This window comes from Actinosynnema sp. NPDC049800, from assembly GCF_040656635.1.
Lineage (GTDB): Bacteria > Actinomycetota > Actinomycetes > Mycobacteriales > Pseudonocardiaceae > Actinosynnema.
In genome coordinates, this window is record NZ_JBFAMT010000005.1 from 1 (window position 1) to 15,742 (window position 15,742).

Here is a 15,742-nt window from a genome sequence, read left to right on the forward strand (position 1 = left end):
TTCCGGCCCATTGTTCCTGTTGGGTGGGGATGTGCCCCCTTGACCCGTGCGGTAGGGCTCTGCCAGGTCGGCGGGATGACACGAAGCCCTCCTTTAGGAGGAAGGGCGTGTCAGTGGCCCGGGAGGGGCGGGCCCGGAGCGGGTTGTGTGGGTCGCGCGTCGTTATGGGCTCGGTGCCGGCTCTTCCCTCTAAACGAGGGGTTCGTGTCATCCCGCCGACCTGGCTTTGCCCTACCGCGCGTGTCAAGGGGGCTGTGCGTCCTTTGCCCGGTGGTGTGCTGATGGCTGCCCCCTTGATACGTGTGGTAGCCCGGAGGGAGGTCGGTGGGATGACACGGAGCCCGGACCCACGACGGACCCGGAACAGGACCGCTGAACGAGGGGTCATCCTGCTGATCTGCCCGTCCGGCGAGGACGCTTTTGATCTTTGATCTTTAGACCTTCCGCCTACCTACCTACCTACCAACCAACCAGCCAGCCAACCAACCAACCAACCAACCAACCAACCGACCAACCAGCCCGCCGGCCCTGGCCGGACGACCGCCCACCACTAGTCTCCTGGGGGCAGCACTCATCACCGGGGAAGGACATCGGGCATGGCACGCGTGGCCGCGATCGACTGCGGGACCAACTCGATCCGACTCCTGGTCGCGGACGTGACCACATCGGACGGTGGGGAGCGGTGGTTGCGGGACGTGCACCGGGAGATGCGGGTGGTCCGGCTCGGCCAGGGCGTCGACGCGACCGGTGAGTTGCACCCGGACGCCATCGCGCGCACCCGTGCCGCGCTCGTGGACTACACGAACATCCTGCGCCGCAAGGGAACCGAGCGAGTGCGGATGGTCGCGACGTCCGCGACCCGGGACGCCGCGAACAAAGCGGCCTTCTTCGACATGACCCGCGAAGTGCTCGGCGTGGAGGCCGAGGTCATCACGGGTGACGAGGAGGCCCGCCTCTCGTTCACGGGCGCGGTGTCCGACCTGGACGCAGACGAAGGCCCGTTCCTCGTCTCCGACATCGGCGGCGGGTCGACCGAGTTGGTCCTGGGCACGTGGAACGGAGTGCGCGGCGAGGTCGAGGCCGCCCGGTCGGTCGACATCGGCTGCGTCCGGCTCACCGAGCGCTGCCTGCACTCGGACCCGCCGACCGAGGCCCAGGTGGAGGAAGCGGTGCGGGTGACGCGGGACGTGCTCGCCGAGGCGTTCGCCGCCGTGCCGACCGCCAAGGCCAAGACCTGGATCGGCGTGGCGGGCACCGTCACGACCCTCGTCGCGCTGGCCAAGGAACTGCCGCGCTACGAGCCGGAGGAGATCCACCTGGCCCGACTCGGCCTCGACCGGATCCGCGAGGTCACGGCGAAGCTGCTCACCATGGGGCACGACGAGCGCGCCGCCCTCGGCCCGATGCACCCCGGCCGGGTCGACGTGATCTGCGGCGGCGCGCTGGTCGTCCGCACGCTCGCCGACCACCTGGAAGCGCAGGGCGTCACCGAGCTCGTCGCCAGCGAGCACGACATCCTCGACGGCATCGCCTTCGCCCTGGCCTGAGGCGCCACAGGTCCGCCCCTGCGCCGGCTGACCCGGCTCAGCCGCAGGTCAAGCCACCCGTCCGTCAACTGGGATCGATCGTGACCAGGTCGTGACTCGCGCACCCGTGTGGCCCCGGTCACGCTGCCCCTAGGTTCTCCCTCACGCTGTGAAAGCGGTCGACTCTGCTCGGTGACCCCGATCAGGTGGGAGGACCCATGTCACGTGCACGATTAACACGCCCGACCCGGACCCCGGCCCCAACCACGACCGCCGCTGCCGCCGCAGCCGTGGCGCTCGCCCTGGTGGCCACGGCCTGCGGTTCGGCAGAGACCCCGGCCGGCACGGACACCGAAGCCGGCATCACGATCTTCAACACCGAGCCGGAGAACCCGCTCGTCCCGGGCAACACCACCGAGGTCGGCGGCAGCCGCGTCCTCGACCCGCTGTTCACCGGCCTGGTCGAGTACCGCGCGCAGGACGCGCAGCCGGTCAACGCGATGGCCGAGTCGATCGACACCGCCGACTCCCAGCTCTTCACCGTGAAGCTCAAGCAGGGTTGGCTGTTCCACGACGGCACCCCGGTCACCGCCGACAGCTTCGTGGACGCCTGGAACTGGACGGCCTACGGCCCCAACGCCACCCAGGGCGCGAGCTTCTTCTCCCAGGTCGAGGGCTTCGACGCGGTCCACCCGGCCGACCCCGACGGCGCCGACGGGCCGCAGGAGCCGCCGGCGCCGACCGCCGAGACGATGTCCGGCCTCGAAGTCGTGGACGACCACACGTTCACCATCACGCTGTCCGAGCCGTTCGCGGTGTTCCCGGTGACCATCGGCTACGAGGTGTTCTCCCCGCTCCCGAAAGCCTTCTTCGCCGACCGCGCCGCCTTCGAGGCGAACCCGATCGGCAACGGCCCGTTCAAGTACGTCTCCCGCGCGGTCGGCGCCGACATCAAGCTGACCCGCTACGACGACTACAAGGGCGCCGACAAGCCGAAGTTCAAGGACCTGACCCTGAAGGTCTACCAGAGCCGGGAGTCGGCCTACGCCGACCTCGTGTCGAACAACCTGGACTTCATGGAGGAACTGCCGCCCAACGCGCTGGCGGGCAAGCAGTACGAGACCGACCTCGGCGACCGGGTGGTGCAGCGGGAGACGCTGAACAACCAGACCATCGCGTTCCCGTTCTACCTGGAGCCCTACGACAACGCGGACCTGCGCCGCGCGATCTCCATGGCGATCGACCGCGAGGAGATCACCGAGCGGATCTTCGAGGGGACGCGCAAGCCCGCGGACGGCTGGGCGCACCCGTTGATGAAGGGCTACCGGCCCGGTCAGTGCGGCGAGAACTGCACGTACGACCCGGACAAGGCCAAGGAGGCCCTCGCCAGGTCGGGCTACACCGGGGAGATCGTGCTGCTGACCAACACCGACGGCGGGCACCAGGAGTGGGCCGAAGCGGTGGTCAACAGCATCAAGAACACCCTCGGCGTCGAAGCGCGGCTCGTGCCGTCGACCAGCCTCGGCGAGTTCCGGCAGAACGTGAACGCGCACAAGATGACCGGCATGTACCGGGCAGGCTGGATCGCCGACTACCCGTCGATCGAGAACTGGCTCACGCCGCTGTTCCGCACGGGCGCGTCGTCCAACGACGGGCTGTACTCCAACCCGGCGTTCGACGCGAAGCTCGCCGAGGCCGACCGGGCCCCGAGCGAGGAGGCGGCGATCGAGCTGTACCTGGAGGCCGAGCGGATGCTGGCCGCCGACCTGCCGTCCATCCCGCTGTGGACGCAGAACACCATCGCGGGCCGGTCCGACCGGCTCAAGGTGGCCGACCTCGACCCGTTCCGCACGCTCGACCTCTACTCGGTGGAAGTGGCCTGACACCGGCCAGTCCAGCCATCCGGCCGAGGGGAGTGCGGAGTTGGGTCGGTACGTGCTGCGCAGGGTGCTCCAGGTGGTGCCGGTGTTCCTCGGCACCACCTTCCTGATCTACGCGCTGGTGTGGGCGGTCCCGGGCGACCCGTTCGAGGGCAAGTGCGGCGAGCGCGACTGCCCGGCCTCCTACGTGTCGATGATGCGCGAGCGGTTCAACCTGGACGACCCGCTGCCGCTCCAGTACTGGAAGTACCTGGTCAACCTGGTCCAGGGCGACTTCGGCGTCACGTCCTCCGGCGTGCAGGTGATCGACCGGCTCGCGGCGGCGTTCCCGGTGACGTTGCGGCTCGCCCTGGTCGCGGTGCTGGTCGAGGCGGTCATCGGCATCACCGCGGGCGTGGTGTCGGGGCTGCGCGAGCGCGGGTTCCTGGACAGCCTCGTGCTGGTCTCGACGCTGTTCCTGATCTCGGTCCCGGTGTTCGTCACCGGGTACGTCGTGCAGTTGGTGTTCGGGCTGCAGCTCGGCTGGATCGCGCCCACGGTCACCACGCCCACGTTCGGGAACCTGGTCGTCCCCGGCTTCGTGCTGGCCAGCCTGTCCATGGCCTACGTCGCCCGGCTGGCGCGCGCGAGCATCGCCGAGAACCGGCGCGCGGACTACGTGCGCACGGCGTTGGCCAAAGGGCTGCCGACGCGCCGGGTCGTCGGCGTGCACCTGCTGCGGAACTCGCTGATCCCGGTGGTCACGTTCCTGGGCACGGACCTCGGCGCGTTCCTGGGCGGCGCGATCGTCACCGAGGGGATCTTCAACGTGCCCGGCGTCGGCGGCCTGGTGTTCCGGTCGATCCTGACCAAGGACGGCGCGATGGTGACCGGCGTGGTGACCGTGCTGGTCCTGGTGTACCTGCTGATGACGTTGCTGGTGGACCTGCTGTACGCGGTCTTGGACCCGAGGATCCGCTATGACTGACCGACTGGCCCCACCCCTCACCGGACCAGAACGGCCGCGCGGCCTGTTCGGCGACGCCTGGCACGCGTTGCGGCGGCGACCGCTGTTCTGGGTGTCCGTGTCGTTGATCGCGCTCGTGCTGCTGATGGCGGCGTTCCCCGGCCTGTTCGCGTCCGGCGACCCGAACGCGGCGGACCTGTCCCGGTCGCGCGGCGCGCCCTCGGCGGCGGCCTGGTTCGGGTACGACAACCAGGGCTACGACATCTACACGCGGGTCGTCCACGGCGCGCGGGCGTCGGTCGTCGTCGGGGTGCTGGCCACGGCGGGCGTCGTCCTGGTCGGGGCAGGCGCCGGCATGCTGGCCGGGTTCTACGGCGGGTGGCTGGACGCCGTCGTGTCGCGGATCGCGGACGTGTTCGTCGGCGTGCCGTTCGTGCTGGGCGCGATCGTCATCCTGACCACGTTGAACGCGGGCGGTGACGCGGGGCCGGCGCGGATCGTGGCGCAGGTGGTGCTGTCGATCTCCGTGCTGTCGTGGCCGGTGGCGATGCGGATCATGCGGTCCACCGCGATCGCGGCCAAGCAGCAGGACTACGTGAAGGCCGCACGGGCGCTCGGCGCGTCGTCGGCGCGGATCATCGGCAAGCACCTGCTGCCCAACACCGTCGCGCCCGTGCTGGTCTACTCGACGATCGCGCTGGGCGCGTTCATCGGGGCCGAGGCGACCCTCTCCTACCTGGGGATCGGGCTGCGGCAGCCGGTCGTGTCGTGGGGCGTGATGATCAACAGCGCCAAGGACTACCTGCGCGTCGCGCCGCACGCGCTGCTGTTCCCGGCCGGTTTCCTGACCGCGACCGTGCTGGCGTTCGTGATGCTGGGCGACGCGGTCCGCGAAGCCCTCGACCCGAAGCTGCGGTAGGAGGCGGTCGTGCTGCTGGAGGTCGAGGACCTGCACGTGGAGTTCCGCACCCGGGACGGGGTGGCGCGCGTGCTCAACGGCGTGAGCTACCACGTGTCGGCGGGCGAGACGCTGGCCGTGCTCGGCGAGTCCGGCTCGGGCAAGAGCGTGACCGCGCAGGCCGTCATGGGGATCCTGGACACGCCGCCCGCGTTCGTGACGGGCGGCTCGGTGCGGTTCCGCGGCGAGGAGCTGCTGTCGGCGTCGGCGCAACGACGGCGCGCGGTCCGCGCCGAGGGCGTGGCGATGATCTTCCAGGACGCGTTGTCGGCGCTGAACCCCGTGTTCACGGTGGGGTTCCAGATCGAGGAGCAGCTCCGGCTGCGGCGCGGGATGAGCCGGGCGCGGGCCCGGGCGCGGGCCGTCGAGCTGCTCGACCTGGTGCGGATACCGGCGGCGCGGCAGCGGGTCCGCGACTACCCGCACCAGTTCTCCGGCGGCATGCGGCAGCGGGCCATGATCGCGATGGCGCTGGCGCTCGACCCCGAGGTGCTGATCGCGGACGAGCCGACGACGGCGCTGGACGTGACCGTGCAGGCGCAGATCATGGACCTGCTGGCGGAGATCCAGCGGGAGCGGCGGATGGGGCTGGTCCTGATCACGCACGACCTGGGCGTGGTCGCCGAGGTGGCCGACCGGATCGTGGTGATGTACGCGGGGCGGATCGTGGAGCAGGCGGACGCGGTGTCGCTGTTCCGCTCGCCCGGCCACCCGTACACGGCGGCGTTGATGCGGTCGCTGCCGAGGCTGGACTCGAAGGGCGCCGCGCTGGAGACGATCCGCGGGCTGCCGCCGAGCCTGCTGCGGATCCCGTCCGGCTGCCCGTTCCACCCCCGGTGCCCGCGGGCGGAGGACGTGTGCGCGACGCACGTGCCCGGTGACGTGCGGCTCGGTGCGGGGCGGACCAGCGCGTGCCACTTCGCGGAGGAGGTCGTCGGTGGCTGAGCTGCTGGAGGTGCGCGAGCTGGTGAAGCACTTCCCGGTGACGCGCGGGGTGCTGTTCCGGCGGACCGTGGGACGGGTGCGCGCGGTGGACGGCGTGTCGTTCTCGTTGCGCGCGGGCGAGACGCTGGGCGTGGTCGGCGAGTCGGGGTGCGGCAAGTCGACGTTGGCGCAGGTGCTGATGCGGCTGGAGCCGCCGACGTCGGGGACGGTGCTGTTCGAGGGCGAGCCGATGTTCTCGTTGCGGGGCGCGGCGTTGCGGCGGTGGCGGCGGGACATGCAGATCGTGCTGCAGGACCCGTACACGTCGCTGAACCCGCGGATGACCGTGGGCGACATCGTCGGCGAGCCGTTCGAGATCCACCCGGAGGTCGCGCCCGAGGGGTCGCGGGCGGCGCGGGTGCGCGAGCTGCTCGACGTGGTCGGGCTGAACCCGGAGCACCTCAACCGGTACCCGCACCAGTTCTCCGGCGGGCAGCGGCAGCGGATCGGGATCGCGCGGGCGCTGGCGCTGCGGCCCAAGGTGATCGTGTGCGACGAGCCGGTGTCCGCGTTGGACGTGTCGATCCAGGCGCAGGTGATGAACCTGCTGGCGGAGTTGCAGCGCGAGTTCGGGCTGGCCTACGTGTTCATCGCGCACGACCTGTCGGTGGTGCGGCACCTGTCCGACCGGGTGGCCGTGATGTACCTCGGGAAGATCGTCGAGATCGGCACCGAGGAGCAGATCTACCAACACCCCACGCACCCTTACACGCAGGCGTTGCTGTCGGCCGTGCCGGTGGCCGACCCGGCGCTGCGGGGCCGCCGTGACGTGATCCGCCTGACCGGCGACGTGCCGTCACCGGTGAACCCGCCGTCGGGCTGCCGGTTCCGCACGAGGTGCTGGAAGGCGCGGGACGTGTGCGCCGTGGAGGAACCGGCGCTCGTCACGCGCGTCGGCGCCCACCCCAGCGCCTGCCACTTCGCCGAGGAACGCCACGTGGTCCCGTGACCGGGCTTCCCGGGTCACCCACCCCGGCCCCGGTCGCGGCGGATCGCGGCGAACACCCGCCGCGCCTCGGCGCAGAACTCCTCGACCTCGGCCGGGTCCGGCTCCTGCCCACCGTCCATCATCCGGGCCTGCAACTGCTCCGACCGCAGCCCGCCGTACCGCGCCACCAGCTCGGCGGTCACCGGCTGCACCGCGATGTGCAGGTGTCGCCGCGCGGCCGGCCCGTGCGACCAGAGGCACACGTAGGTCTGCTCGGGCCGGCAGACGGCCTCGACCACGCGGGCCGTGTCGCGCAGCAACGGGCCCATCTCGGCCACCGCCTCGTCGTCGAGGTCCGCGACCGCCACCACGTGCTCGCGCGGACCGACGATGAGGGTGCCGAGGTTCATCGGGCCGAGGACGTGGTTCACCACCCACGACCGCGTCTCGTGGACGACCCCGCCCGGCAACGCTTGGCGACCGGTCAACAGGTCGCAGCCGAGGCACCCCACGACGTCCATGCCCACTCCCGGGTGGTCGTGCGCCCGTCGCGGGCCGTTCCGGCAGGCCCGCGACGGGGACGGGGTCAGCGGTTCGAGGCCGATTCCACGAACGCCGCGAGGTCCTTCGACTGCTGCACCCGTGACGGCTCGTGGACGTACATCATGTGGCCCGCCGGGTAGTACGCGGCCTCGATGTTCGCGTGCAGCTCCCGGGGGATCTGCAGGTGCGCCACCACGTGCTCGGCCGCGTAGTACGGCGTCGCGCCGTCCAGGTAGCCGTACGCGACGTGCACCTTCAGGTGCGGGTTGGCGCGCATCGCCGACGCCAGCTTGTTCGCCACCGTCACGTGCGTGCCCTCGAACTCCTTGTACGACCACGGCCGCACGTTCATCGTCAGGATCTCGTACGGCAGGTCGTTCTCGTACTCCAGCTCCGCCCGCACGTAGTGGTTGAGCGCCGCCGTGTACGGGCCGAGGATCGCCGAGTACGACGGGTCCTCGCTGAAGTGCTCGCGGCCGTAGTCCGCGTCCGCGCCGGTGAACCGGGAGTCCAGCCGGCCGACGACCTTGCGCTGCGACCGCAGCAGCTCGGTGAAGAACCGCACGTGCTCGACCCGCAGGTCCACCCGGTCCACGTAGTCCTCGCTGAGCCCGGTCAACCCGGCCAGCCGCGCCACCGCCGCCGCGCGCTCCTCAGTGGACAGCCGGTTGCCGCGCGCCAGCGCCCACGGGTAGTCGCGGGAGGCGAAGTCCTCCGCGTCGGCCAGCACGTCCTCCAGCGAACGGTCGCCGTGCAGCCCGTGGTAGTGCGCGATCGCCGCGTAGGTCGGCAGGAACAGCGTGTGCGGCAGGTCGTTGCCCTCGCTGAAGTCCAGCGTGGTGAAGTCCAGCACGGACGAGATCAGCATCAGCCCGTTGAGGTACATGCCGTAGCGCGACTGGAGGTAGTCGGCCAGGCCGGCCGCGCGCGTGGTCCCGTACGACTCGCCGGCCAGGAACTTCGGCGACATCCACCGCCCGTTGCGCGAGGTCCACAGCCGGATCACCTCGCCGACCGACTCCAGGTCGCCCTGGAAGCCGTGGTACTGGCCGGGCTTCTCGCCCTTCACCGCCCGCGAGTAGCCGGTGGACACCGGGTCGATGAACACCAGGTCGCTGTGCGCGAGCAGCGTCTCGGTGTTGTCGACCAGGTCGTACGGCGGCGGCGTGAGGGCGCCGACGTCGCCGGAGACGACCCGGCGCGGTCCGAGCAGGCCCAGGTGCAGCCACACGCTCGACGAGCCTGGGCCGCCGTTGAACGCGAACGTCACCGGCCGCTTCGCCGGGTCGGCGCCGTCCAGCGTGTACGCGGTGACGAAGACCTCGGCCTTCGGCAGGTGCCCGTCGAACTTGCCCTCGGTCAGCACCTCCTGGCGCAGCACCACCCGACCGGTGGTCGTGGTGTAGTTCAGCTTGCGCCGCTTGACGGTGATGCTGTGCTGGGTGGTGACGAGGTCGTCGGCAGGGAGGTCCTTCTCGTCGCCGTTGTCCGCGGCGGCCTGCTCGTCGCCGTTGTCCTTGTCGGTCATGGTCGAACTCTACGATCGGAGTCGCCGCCGGTGCTCCCGCTTTCCGCTCTTGACGAACGGGTTACCAGTTGCCGGGCGTGCCCGCGGCTGGTGGCGTGGCGCGAGGAGGTGGCGCGGGTCAAGCGGGCGGCGTTCCGCGACCAGGAGTACTGGGGGCGTCCGGTGCCGGGGTTCGGGCCGCCGGACGCGTCGCTGGCGATCATCGGCCTGGCCCCGGCCGCGCACGGCGCCAACCGCACGGGCCGCATGTTCACCGGCGACCGCTCGGGCGACTTCCTGTACGCGGCGATGCACGCGGTGGGCCTGGCGACCCAGCCGACGGCCACGCACCCGGGCGACGGGCTGGAGCTGATCGGCACCCGGATCACGGCGCCGGTGAAGTGCGCGCCGCCGGAGAACAAGCCGACCCCGGAGGAACGCGACAACTGCCGCCCGTGGCTGATCCGGGAGCTGGAGCTGCTGCGGCCGACGTTGCGCGCGGTGCTCGTGCTGGGCGCGTTCGGCTGGCAGGCGGCGCTGCCCGCGCTGGCCGCGTGCTGGCAGGTGCCGCGCCCGCGCCCGGTCTTCGGCCACGGCGTGCACCTGACCCTGCCCGCGCAGGACGGCGGTGAACCGCTGCACCTGCTCGGCTGCTACCACGTGAGCCCGCACAACACGTTCACGGGCAGGCTCACCGCACCCATGCTGCAAGACGTCCTGCGCGCCGCCGGGACCGCTGCAGGACTGGCCACGATCGGGTGACATCAGGGAGATGGCGCTGACCTGTTCCGCAAACTAACATGTTCCATGTGTCACGGAACAGCGTCCAACGCGGAATCGGCGTGACGCAGCTGCTACCTGCCCTGGAGCAAGCCCTGCGCTCCGCCCTGCCCACGACGTGGTCGGTCACCACCGATCGGCAGCCGTCGTCGGACAGCTCGCGCCACGGCTACCGGCCGGACGCCACGCTCACCATCACCGCGCCCGACGGGGCGACGACACGAGTGCTGATCGAGTGCAAGGCGGCGGTCGTGCCACGCGACGTCGCCGCGGTGGCCGAGCAGTTGGACGCGTACGCCACGGCGGCCGCACGCGACGGCCGGGTGGTCGGCGGTGCGGTGCTGGCCGCGCCGTTCATCTCGCCGATGACCCGCGCTCGACTGGACGAGCGAGGCCTGGGCTGGTTCGACGCCAAGGGCAACCTCCGCCTCAGGCTGGACCGGCCCGCGGTGCTCCTCGATCGCGTCGGCGCGGACCGGAGCGATCTGCGCGACCCGTCGGATCGACTGCTCAAGTCGCTTCGCGGGTCGGCGGCCGCGAGGGTCGTGCTGGAGCTGTGCGAGACGTCACCCCCCACAGGTGTGCGGGACCTCGCCCAACGAGCACACGTCAGTGCCGCGACGAGCGCGAGGGTCCTCGAGCTGCTCCACCGGGAAGCGGCCATCGACCGTGAATCCAACGGTTCCGTCACCGCTGTCCGGAAACGAGCGCTGATCGAGCGTTGGGTGCAGGACTACCACGTCACCATCTCGAACGAGGTCGTGACCACACTGGACCCGCGCGGGCTGAACCACGCGTTGAACGCATTGGTGGCGGTGGGGACCCGCATCGCCGTGACTGGCTCCGCGGCGGCGCGGGCGTATCTGCCGGATGGTGTGACGTCGGTTTCACCGCTCGTCTCGTTGAGCCTGTACGCGGAGGACCCGATCGGCCTCATGGACCAGTTGGGCCTGAGACCGGTTGATCGGGGCGCGAACGTCGTGGTCATGCGGCCTTACGACGACGTGGTGCACGCGAAGTCGCGGATCGTCGACGGAGTCGCCTTCGCCCCGCCCGCGCAGGTGGTGGCGGATCTCCTGACCGGGCCGGGCCGGTCGACCGAGGAAGCCGAGCAGCTGATGGCCGTGCTCGGCGCAAGTGATCGAGGCTGGGTGTCGTGATCCCGCAGGAATACGTCAAGGCTCGTTCGGTGCTGCTGGACGCCCTCGACGGACTCGGAGCCCACCGTGACGCCGTCGTGCTCGTCGGTGCGCAAGCTGTCTACTTGCACGCGGGCGACGCCGATTTCGTCACCGCGCCGACCACCACCGACGCGGACCTGGCATTGATCCCCGATCGGCTCGCCGACGAGCCTTCCATCGTGGACGCGATGCGTGCCGCGGGGTTCGTGCCGGGTGGGCAGCCTGGAATTTGGCTCGGCCGCGGTGACATCGCCGTCGACCTGATGGCGCCCGAAGCGCTCAGCGGCTCGGCCGGCAGGCGGTCCGCGGACCTTCGCCCACCCCACGACGACAAGGCGACTGCCCGCAGGACGTTCGGGCTCGAGCCCGCGATCGTGGACAACGAGGTCCACGTCATCAGCTCGCTGGACGGCGACGACCACCGATCGTTCGACATCAAGGTGGCAGGCCCCGCCGCTCTCATCGTGTCGAAGGTCGTCAAGATCGCGGAACGGCGCGAGAAGCCGCACCGGCTCAAGCCGAAGGACGGGCTCGACGTGCTGCGGCTGCTCCGTGCCGTGGACACGACGCGGTTGGCCCGTGATCTGACGGCCTCGGCCTCGGCCCGGCTGTCGAGCGCGGTGGTGCGGCTGGCGGTGGACGAGCTCCGCGTGCTCGCGGCGCGACCTGAGGACCTGCTCCCGGTGCTCGCCGCCGACGCCGAGGCGGGCTTCGGCGATCCCGATGAGATCAAGTTGTCGATGGTGGCACTGGTCGACGACCTGCTCCGCGAGTTCGACGGCGCGAAACCGGCATGAGCCGGTAGAACACGCTCATCCGGTTGGCGGTTCGAGTTCCGGGCGGACCGCCACGGCGCCGCCGGGTTCGGGACGCTCCCGTTCCAGTGGTGCCGGGTCAGGAGGACGGTGCGGACCAGGCCGTTGACCCGGTTGGCCGTGTCGGGGTCAAACCACCCGCACCGGACGTGGCCGACAGGCATCCTTGGTCCATGAAGCCCCGGCTCGCGCTCGTCCTCGCGGTCGGGTCCGCGCTCGTCCTCATCGCGCTCGCGGCAGGCGGCACGTCGCCGGTGCGCTACCAGGACCGCCCGGCCGGTGGCGACGAGGCCCCGCCGCCGACCGCCGACTCGAGCCCGCCGCTCGACACCGAGGTGGGACCCTCCGCGACGGCCGGGTCGCTGCTGGTCCTCGTGATCGTCTTCATCGCGGTGGCGGTGGTCGGCGTGGTCTCGCTGCTCATCTCGCTCGGCGTGTTCCGGCGCCGACGGCGGCGGCGTGGCGTGGGCGCCGCGGTCGACGCGCCCGACCTGCCCGAGGCGCACGCGACGCCGCCGCCGATCCTCGTCCGCCGTGCCGCCGAGGCCCTCGAAGAGCTGCGCGAGGGCACGAGCGGACCGCCCGGCGACGCCGTGATCGCCGCCTGGCTCACCCTCGAACGGGCCGCGCAGGACAGCGGCGCGCCCCGCGAGGGCCACCAGACGGCCACCGAGTTCACCGGCGACCTGCTGCGCCGCTACCAGGTCGACGAGCACGCGACCGGCACGCTGCGCCGCGTCTACCAGCGGGCCCGGTTCGGCACGGCCGAGGTCACCGCGGCCGACGCCCGCACCGCCACCGAGGCGTTGGAGCACATCGTGCGGGACCTGCGGTGAACGCCCTCGTCGGCGGGATGGGACGCGCGGTCGTGCTGGCGGTGGCGGTCGCGGCCGTCACGGCGTTCGTGCTGGTCCGCGTGGGCGCGCCGTGGCTGTGGGCGGTGGTGCTCGCGCTGCCCGTCGGCGGGTTGGCGCTGCTCGTCGCACGCCTGCCGCGCGCGACGGACGTCGTGTGGGCGCAGCAGCCCGCCACCCTCTCCACCGCCACGTCCGTGCAGGCCAGTACTCTCGCGAGCCGCCTCGCCGAGGCCGCCGTCGACCAGGACCGGTTCACCGTCCGCGTCCAGCCCCGGCTGCGCAGGCTCGCCGAGGCACGGCTGCGGCAGGTGCACGGCATCCACGACCTCCACCACCCGCGAGCCCGCGAGGTGCTGGGCCCCGACCTGCACCGCCTGCTCACCGACCCGAAAGCGCCGCTGCCCGAGCCGTCGAAGCTCGCCGAACTGTTGGAGAACCTGTGACCGGAACCGACGTGGGCGTCGAGGCGATCGCGGCCGAGGCGAAGGCGGTGCTGGCCGCCGTCGGCACGGTGGTCGTGGGCCGGGAGCGGTCGCTGCGGCTCGCCCTGGCGGCGATCCTCGCGGGCGGGCACGTGCTGCTGGAGGACGTGCCGGGCCTGGGCAAGACGTTGATGGCGCGGTCGCTGGCGCAGGCGTTGAAGCTGGACTTCAAGCGCCTGCAGTGCACGCCCGACCTGCTGCCCGCCGACGTCACCGGCTCGTTCCTCTACAACCCGGGCGACCGCGAGTTCACCTTCCGCGAGGGTCCGCTGTTCACCGGCCTGCTGCTGGCCGACGAGATCAACCGCACCCCGCCGAAGACGCAGTCCGCGCTGCTGGAGGCCATGCAGGAGCGGCAGGTCACGGTCGAGGGCCGCACGTTCGCCCTGCCCCGCCCGTTCCACGTGCTGGCGACCGCGAACCCGGTGGAGTACGAGGGCACCTACCCGCTGCCGGAGGCGCAGCTGGACCGGTTCCTGCTGCGGCTGGACATCGGCTACCCGCCGCCCGCCGAGGAGGTCGAGGTGCTGCGCCGCAGGCTCACCCGGCAACGCGAGGAGACCGAGGTCGAGCCCGTGCTGGACGCGGCCCGGCTGCGCCGGCTCCAGCACGGCGTCGAGCAGGTGTCGGTGGACGACGACGTGCTGCGGTACTGCGTGGACCTGGCCGCCGCGACCCGCGCGCACGGCGCCGTCGAGGTCGGCGCGTCACCACGCGGCGCGCAGGCGTTGGTGCTGGTCGGACGGGCGTTGGCGGTGCTGGACGGGCGGGACTTCGTGCTGCCCGAGGACGTCAAGGAGTGCGCCGTGCCCGCCCTCGCGCACCGGCTCACGCTGCGCCCGGAGACGTGGACGTCCGGCGTCACCGGCGTGGAGGTCGTGACCGAGCTGCTGGGCCGGGTGGCCGGGCCCGCGAGCGCCCGGTCGTGAGCCGGGCGCAACGGCTGCGCGCGGCGTTCACCAGCGGGCGCGGCGCGCACTGGCACCCGACCGACGCGTTGGTGCGCGGCCTCGCGCTGGGCGTCGGGATGGTGGTGCTCGGCGGCCTGCTGCACGAGGTCGAGCTGGTCCTGTTCGGCGCGCCGTTGCTGATCTCGACGCTGGTGGCCCTGGTCACGCCCGTCGTCGGCACGCCGCAGGTCCGGGTGCGCGGGTTGCCGCGCACCGGCGAGGTCGGCGCGGCCAAGTCGGTGGTGGAGGTCGACCCGGGCCAGGGCGCCGAGGTGATGGCGATCCGGCTGCCCGGTGTCGGCGAGGGCATCGGCCCGGTGCACCTGGTGGCCGCGTCGGCGCGGGAGATCGAGGTCGTGCTGCGCCGTGACGCGTGGGGCGAGGGCGTCGACCTGCGGCCGGACCACCTGGTGGCGGGGCCGGACGCGTTGTTCGTGCACGGTCCGGTGACGGCCCCCGAACGCGGTCGGGTGATCCTGCCGCCCGTCGAGGCGCTGCCCGCCGGCCTGCTGCCCGCACGGGCGGTCGGCCTGGTCGGCGCGCACCGGGCGCGGCGGCCGGGCGACTCGGTGGAGCTGCGCGACATCCGGGCGTTCCAGCCCGGCGACCGGCTGCGGCGCATCGACTGGCGGGTGTCGTTGCGCGCCGCCGGCATGGCCGGGTCGGCCGAGGGCACGAACCTGCACGTCCGCGAGCACCACGCGGAGGCGGACGCGGACGTCGTGCTGGCACTGGACACGCGGCAGGACGTCGGCGCGGAGCTGGGCGACTGGTCGTCGCCGGTGCGGGCGAGGGCGGGCCTCGTCTCCGGCCGGTCGCTCGGCGAGTGGTCGTTGACCTCGCGCGGCACGACGGCCCGGCCCGGCGGCAGCCTCGACCTGGCCGTGCGGGCGGCGGCGTCCCTGGCGGCGGGGTACCTGCGGCAGGGCGACCGGGTCGGCCTGGTCGACCTCGGCCGGCCGCAGCTCGGTGCGCGGCCGGGCGCGGGGCGGCGGCAGCTGCTGCGGCTGCGCAACCAGCTCGTGGTGTGCGCGCGGTCGGCCGGGTGGGCGCAGCGGCCCGTGCTGCGGCCCGAGCAGGTGCCGCACGGCGCGCTGGTGGTGGTGCTGTCGCCGTTCCTGGACGGCGAGGTGGTGGAGCTGGCCGTGCACGCGGCGCGGCGGGGCAACCTCGTGCTGGCGGTGGACGTGCTGCCGTCGCCGTTGCGCGCCGACGGTGAGACGCCGTGGGGCGAGGCGGTGCTGAAGGTGATCCGGCTGGAGCACGATGTGCGGCTGGAGGCGATGCGGCAGCACGGCGTGGCGGTGCTGCCGTGGGGCGCGCCGATCGCGGGCGTGCTGCGTGCCGCCCGGACCACGAGGAGGGTGTCCCGGTGACGCGAACGTCGAACCCAGGCCCCGCGTCT

The 15,742-nt window shown here is 72.1% G+C and carries 15 protein-coding genes; 13 read left to right on the forward strand and 2 right to left on the reverse strand.

Features of this window, described 5'->3' with window-relative positions; genetic code table 11:
* Positions 1-596: 596 nt before the first annotated feature.
* From AB0I91_RS08610 to AB0I91_RS08635, 6 genes are all read left to right on the forward strand, one after another.
* Entirely contained in the window at positions 597-1,547 is a 951-nt protein-coding gene (locus AB0I91_RS08610; protein ID WP_499610000.1) for a Ppx/GppA phosphatase family protein, read from the forward strand.
* Positions 1,548-1,744: 197 nt separating this feature from the next.
* Entirely contained in the window at positions 1,745-3,409 is a 1,665-nt protein-coding gene (locus AB0I91_RS08615; protein ID WP_499610003.1) for a peptide ABC transporter substrate-binding protein, read from the forward strand.
* Positions 3,410-3,449: 40 nt separating this feature from the next.
* Entirely contained in the window at positions 3,450-4,373 is a 924-nt protein-coding gene (locus tag AB0I91_RS08620) for an ABC transporter permease (protein ID WP_498786874.1), read from the forward strand.
* Complete coding sequence (locus AB0I91_RS08625) at positions 4,366-5,271, forward strand: ABC transporter permease (RefSeq protein WP_498786875.1); 906 nt, start codon at positions 4,366-4,368, stop codon at positions 5,269-5,271. The genes AB0I91_RS08620 and AB0I91_RS08625 overlap by 8 nt, the downstream gene beginning before the upstream one ends.
* A gap of 9 nt (positions 5,272-5,280) precedes the next feature.
* Positions 5,281-6,255: an ABC transporter ATP-binding protein gene (locus AB0I91_RS08630; protein WP_498786876.1), complete on the forward strand. Its 975-nt coding sequence runs from the start codon at positions 5,281-5,283 to the stop codon at positions 6,253-6,255.
* Positions 6,248-7,243, forward strand: a complete 996-nt coding sequence (locus AB0I91_RS08635; protein ID WP_499610011.1) for an ABC transporter ATP-binding protein — start codon at positions 6,248-6,250, stop codon at positions 7,241-7,243. Before AB0I91_RS08630 ends, AB0I91_RS08635 begins: the two co-directional genes overlap by 8 nt.
* A gap of 14 nt (positions 7,244-7,257) precedes the next feature.
* Here AB0I91_RS08635 and AB0I91_RS08640 read toward each other — a convergent pair whose 3' ends face one another.
* Positions 7,258-7,743 (reverse strand): HIT family protein, encoded by a 486-nt coding sequence (locus AB0I91_RS08640; RefSeq protein ID WP_499636160.1) that lies wholly within the window; start codon positions 7,741-7,743, stop codon positions 7,258-7,260.
* Between the two features lie 65 nt (positions 7,744-7,808).
* Complete coding sequence (locus AB0I91_RS08645; protein WP_499636163.1) at positions 7,809-9,293, reverse strand: S10 family peptidase; 1,485 nt, start codon at positions 9,291-9,293, stop codon at positions 7,809-7,811.
* Positions 9,294-9,323: 30 nt separating this feature from the next.
* Here AB0I91_RS08645 and AB0I91_RS08650 point away from each other — a divergent pair, with 30 nt between their 5' ends.
* The 7 genes from AB0I91_RS08650 to AB0I91_RS08680 all read left to right on the forward strand — a co-directional run bounded on the left by AB0I91_RS08650 (position 9,324) and on the right by AB0I91_RS08680 (position 15,713).
* Positions 9,324-10,034, forward strand: a complete 711-nt coding sequence (locus AB0I91_RS08650) for a uracil-DNA glycosylase (RefSeq protein WP_499636166.1) — start codon at positions 9,324-9,326, stop codon at positions 10,032-10,034.
* Between the two features lie 47 nt (positions 10,035-10,081).
* Positions 10,082-11,212 carry a type IV toxin-antitoxin system AbiEi family antitoxin gene (locus tag AB0I91_RS08655; RefSeq protein WP_499636168.1) on the forward strand — a complete coding sequence of 377 codons (1,131 nt, stop codon included), beginning with the start codon at positions 10,082-10,084 and terminating at the stop codon, positions 11,210-11,212.
* Positions 11,209-12,030, forward strand: a complete 822-nt coding sequence (locus AB0I91_RS08660) for a GSU2403 family nucleotidyltransferase fold protein (protein ID WP_499636171.1) — start codon at positions 11,209-11,211, stop codon at positions 12,028-12,030. Before AB0I91_RS08655 ends, AB0I91_RS08660 begins: the two co-directional genes overlap by 4 nt.
* A 191-nt stretch (positions 12,031-12,221) precedes the next feature.
* Positions 12,222-12,884 (forward strand): DUF4129 domain-containing protein, encoded by a 663-nt coding sequence (locus AB0I91_RS08665; protein ID WP_499636174.1) that lies wholly within the window; start codon positions 12,222-12,224, stop codon positions 12,882-12,884.
* On the forward strand, positions 12,881-13,348 hold the full coding sequence (locus AB0I91_RS08670) for a hypothetical protein (RefSeq protein WP_499636177.1): 468 nt from the start codon (positions 12,881-12,883) through the stop codon (positions 13,346-13,348). Before AB0I91_RS08665 ends, AB0I91_RS08670 begins: the two co-directional genes overlap by 4 nt.
* Positions 13,345-14,316 carry an AAA family ATPase gene (locus tag AB0I91_RS08675; RefSeq protein WP_499636179.1) on the forward strand — a complete coding sequence of 324 codons (972 nt, stop codon included), beginning with the start codon at positions 13,345-13,347 and terminating at the stop codon, positions 14,314-14,316. The genes AB0I91_RS08670 and AB0I91_RS08675 overlap by 4 nt, the downstream gene beginning before the upstream one ends.
* Positions 14,313-15,713 carry a DUF58 domain-containing protein gene (locus AB0I91_RS08680; protein WP_499610034.1) on the forward strand — a complete coding sequence of 467 codons (1,401 nt, stop codon included), beginning with the start codon at positions 14,313-14,315 and terminating at the stop codon, positions 15,711-15,713. Before AB0I91_RS08675 ends, AB0I91_RS08680 begins: the two co-directional genes overlap by 4 nt.
* The last annotated feature ends 29 nt before the right edge of the window (positions 15,714-15,742 follow it).

What these genes read in the sequence shown, in the direction of transcription:
- AB0I91_RS08610 (WP_499610000.1), top strand. Translation starts at nt 597, where the DNA reads ATGGCACGCGTGGCCGCGATCGACTGCGGGACCAACTCGATCCGACTC.
- AB0I91_RS08615 (WP_499610003.1), top strand. Translation starts at nt 1,745, where the DNA reads ATGTCACGTGCACGATTAACACGCCCGACCCGGACCCCGGCCCCAACC.
- AB0I91_RS08625 (WP_498786875.1), top strand. Translation starts at nt 4,366, where the DNA reads ATGACTGACCGACTGGCCCCACCCCTCACCGGACCAGAACGGCCGCGC.
- AB0I91_RS08640 (WP_499636160.1), bottom strand. Translation starts at nt 7,743, where the DNA reads ATGGACGTCGTGGGGTGCCTCGGCTGCGACCTGTTGACCGGTCGCCAA.
- AB0I91_RS08645 (WP_499636163.1), bottom strand. Translation starts at nt 9,293, where the DNA reads ATGACCGACAAGGACAACGGCGACGAGCAGGCCGCCGCGGACAACGGC.
- AB0I91_RS08665 (WP_499636174.1), top strand. Translation starts at nt 12,222, where the DNA reads ATGAAGCCCCGGCTCGCGCTCGTCCTCGCGGTCGGGTCCGCGCTCGTC.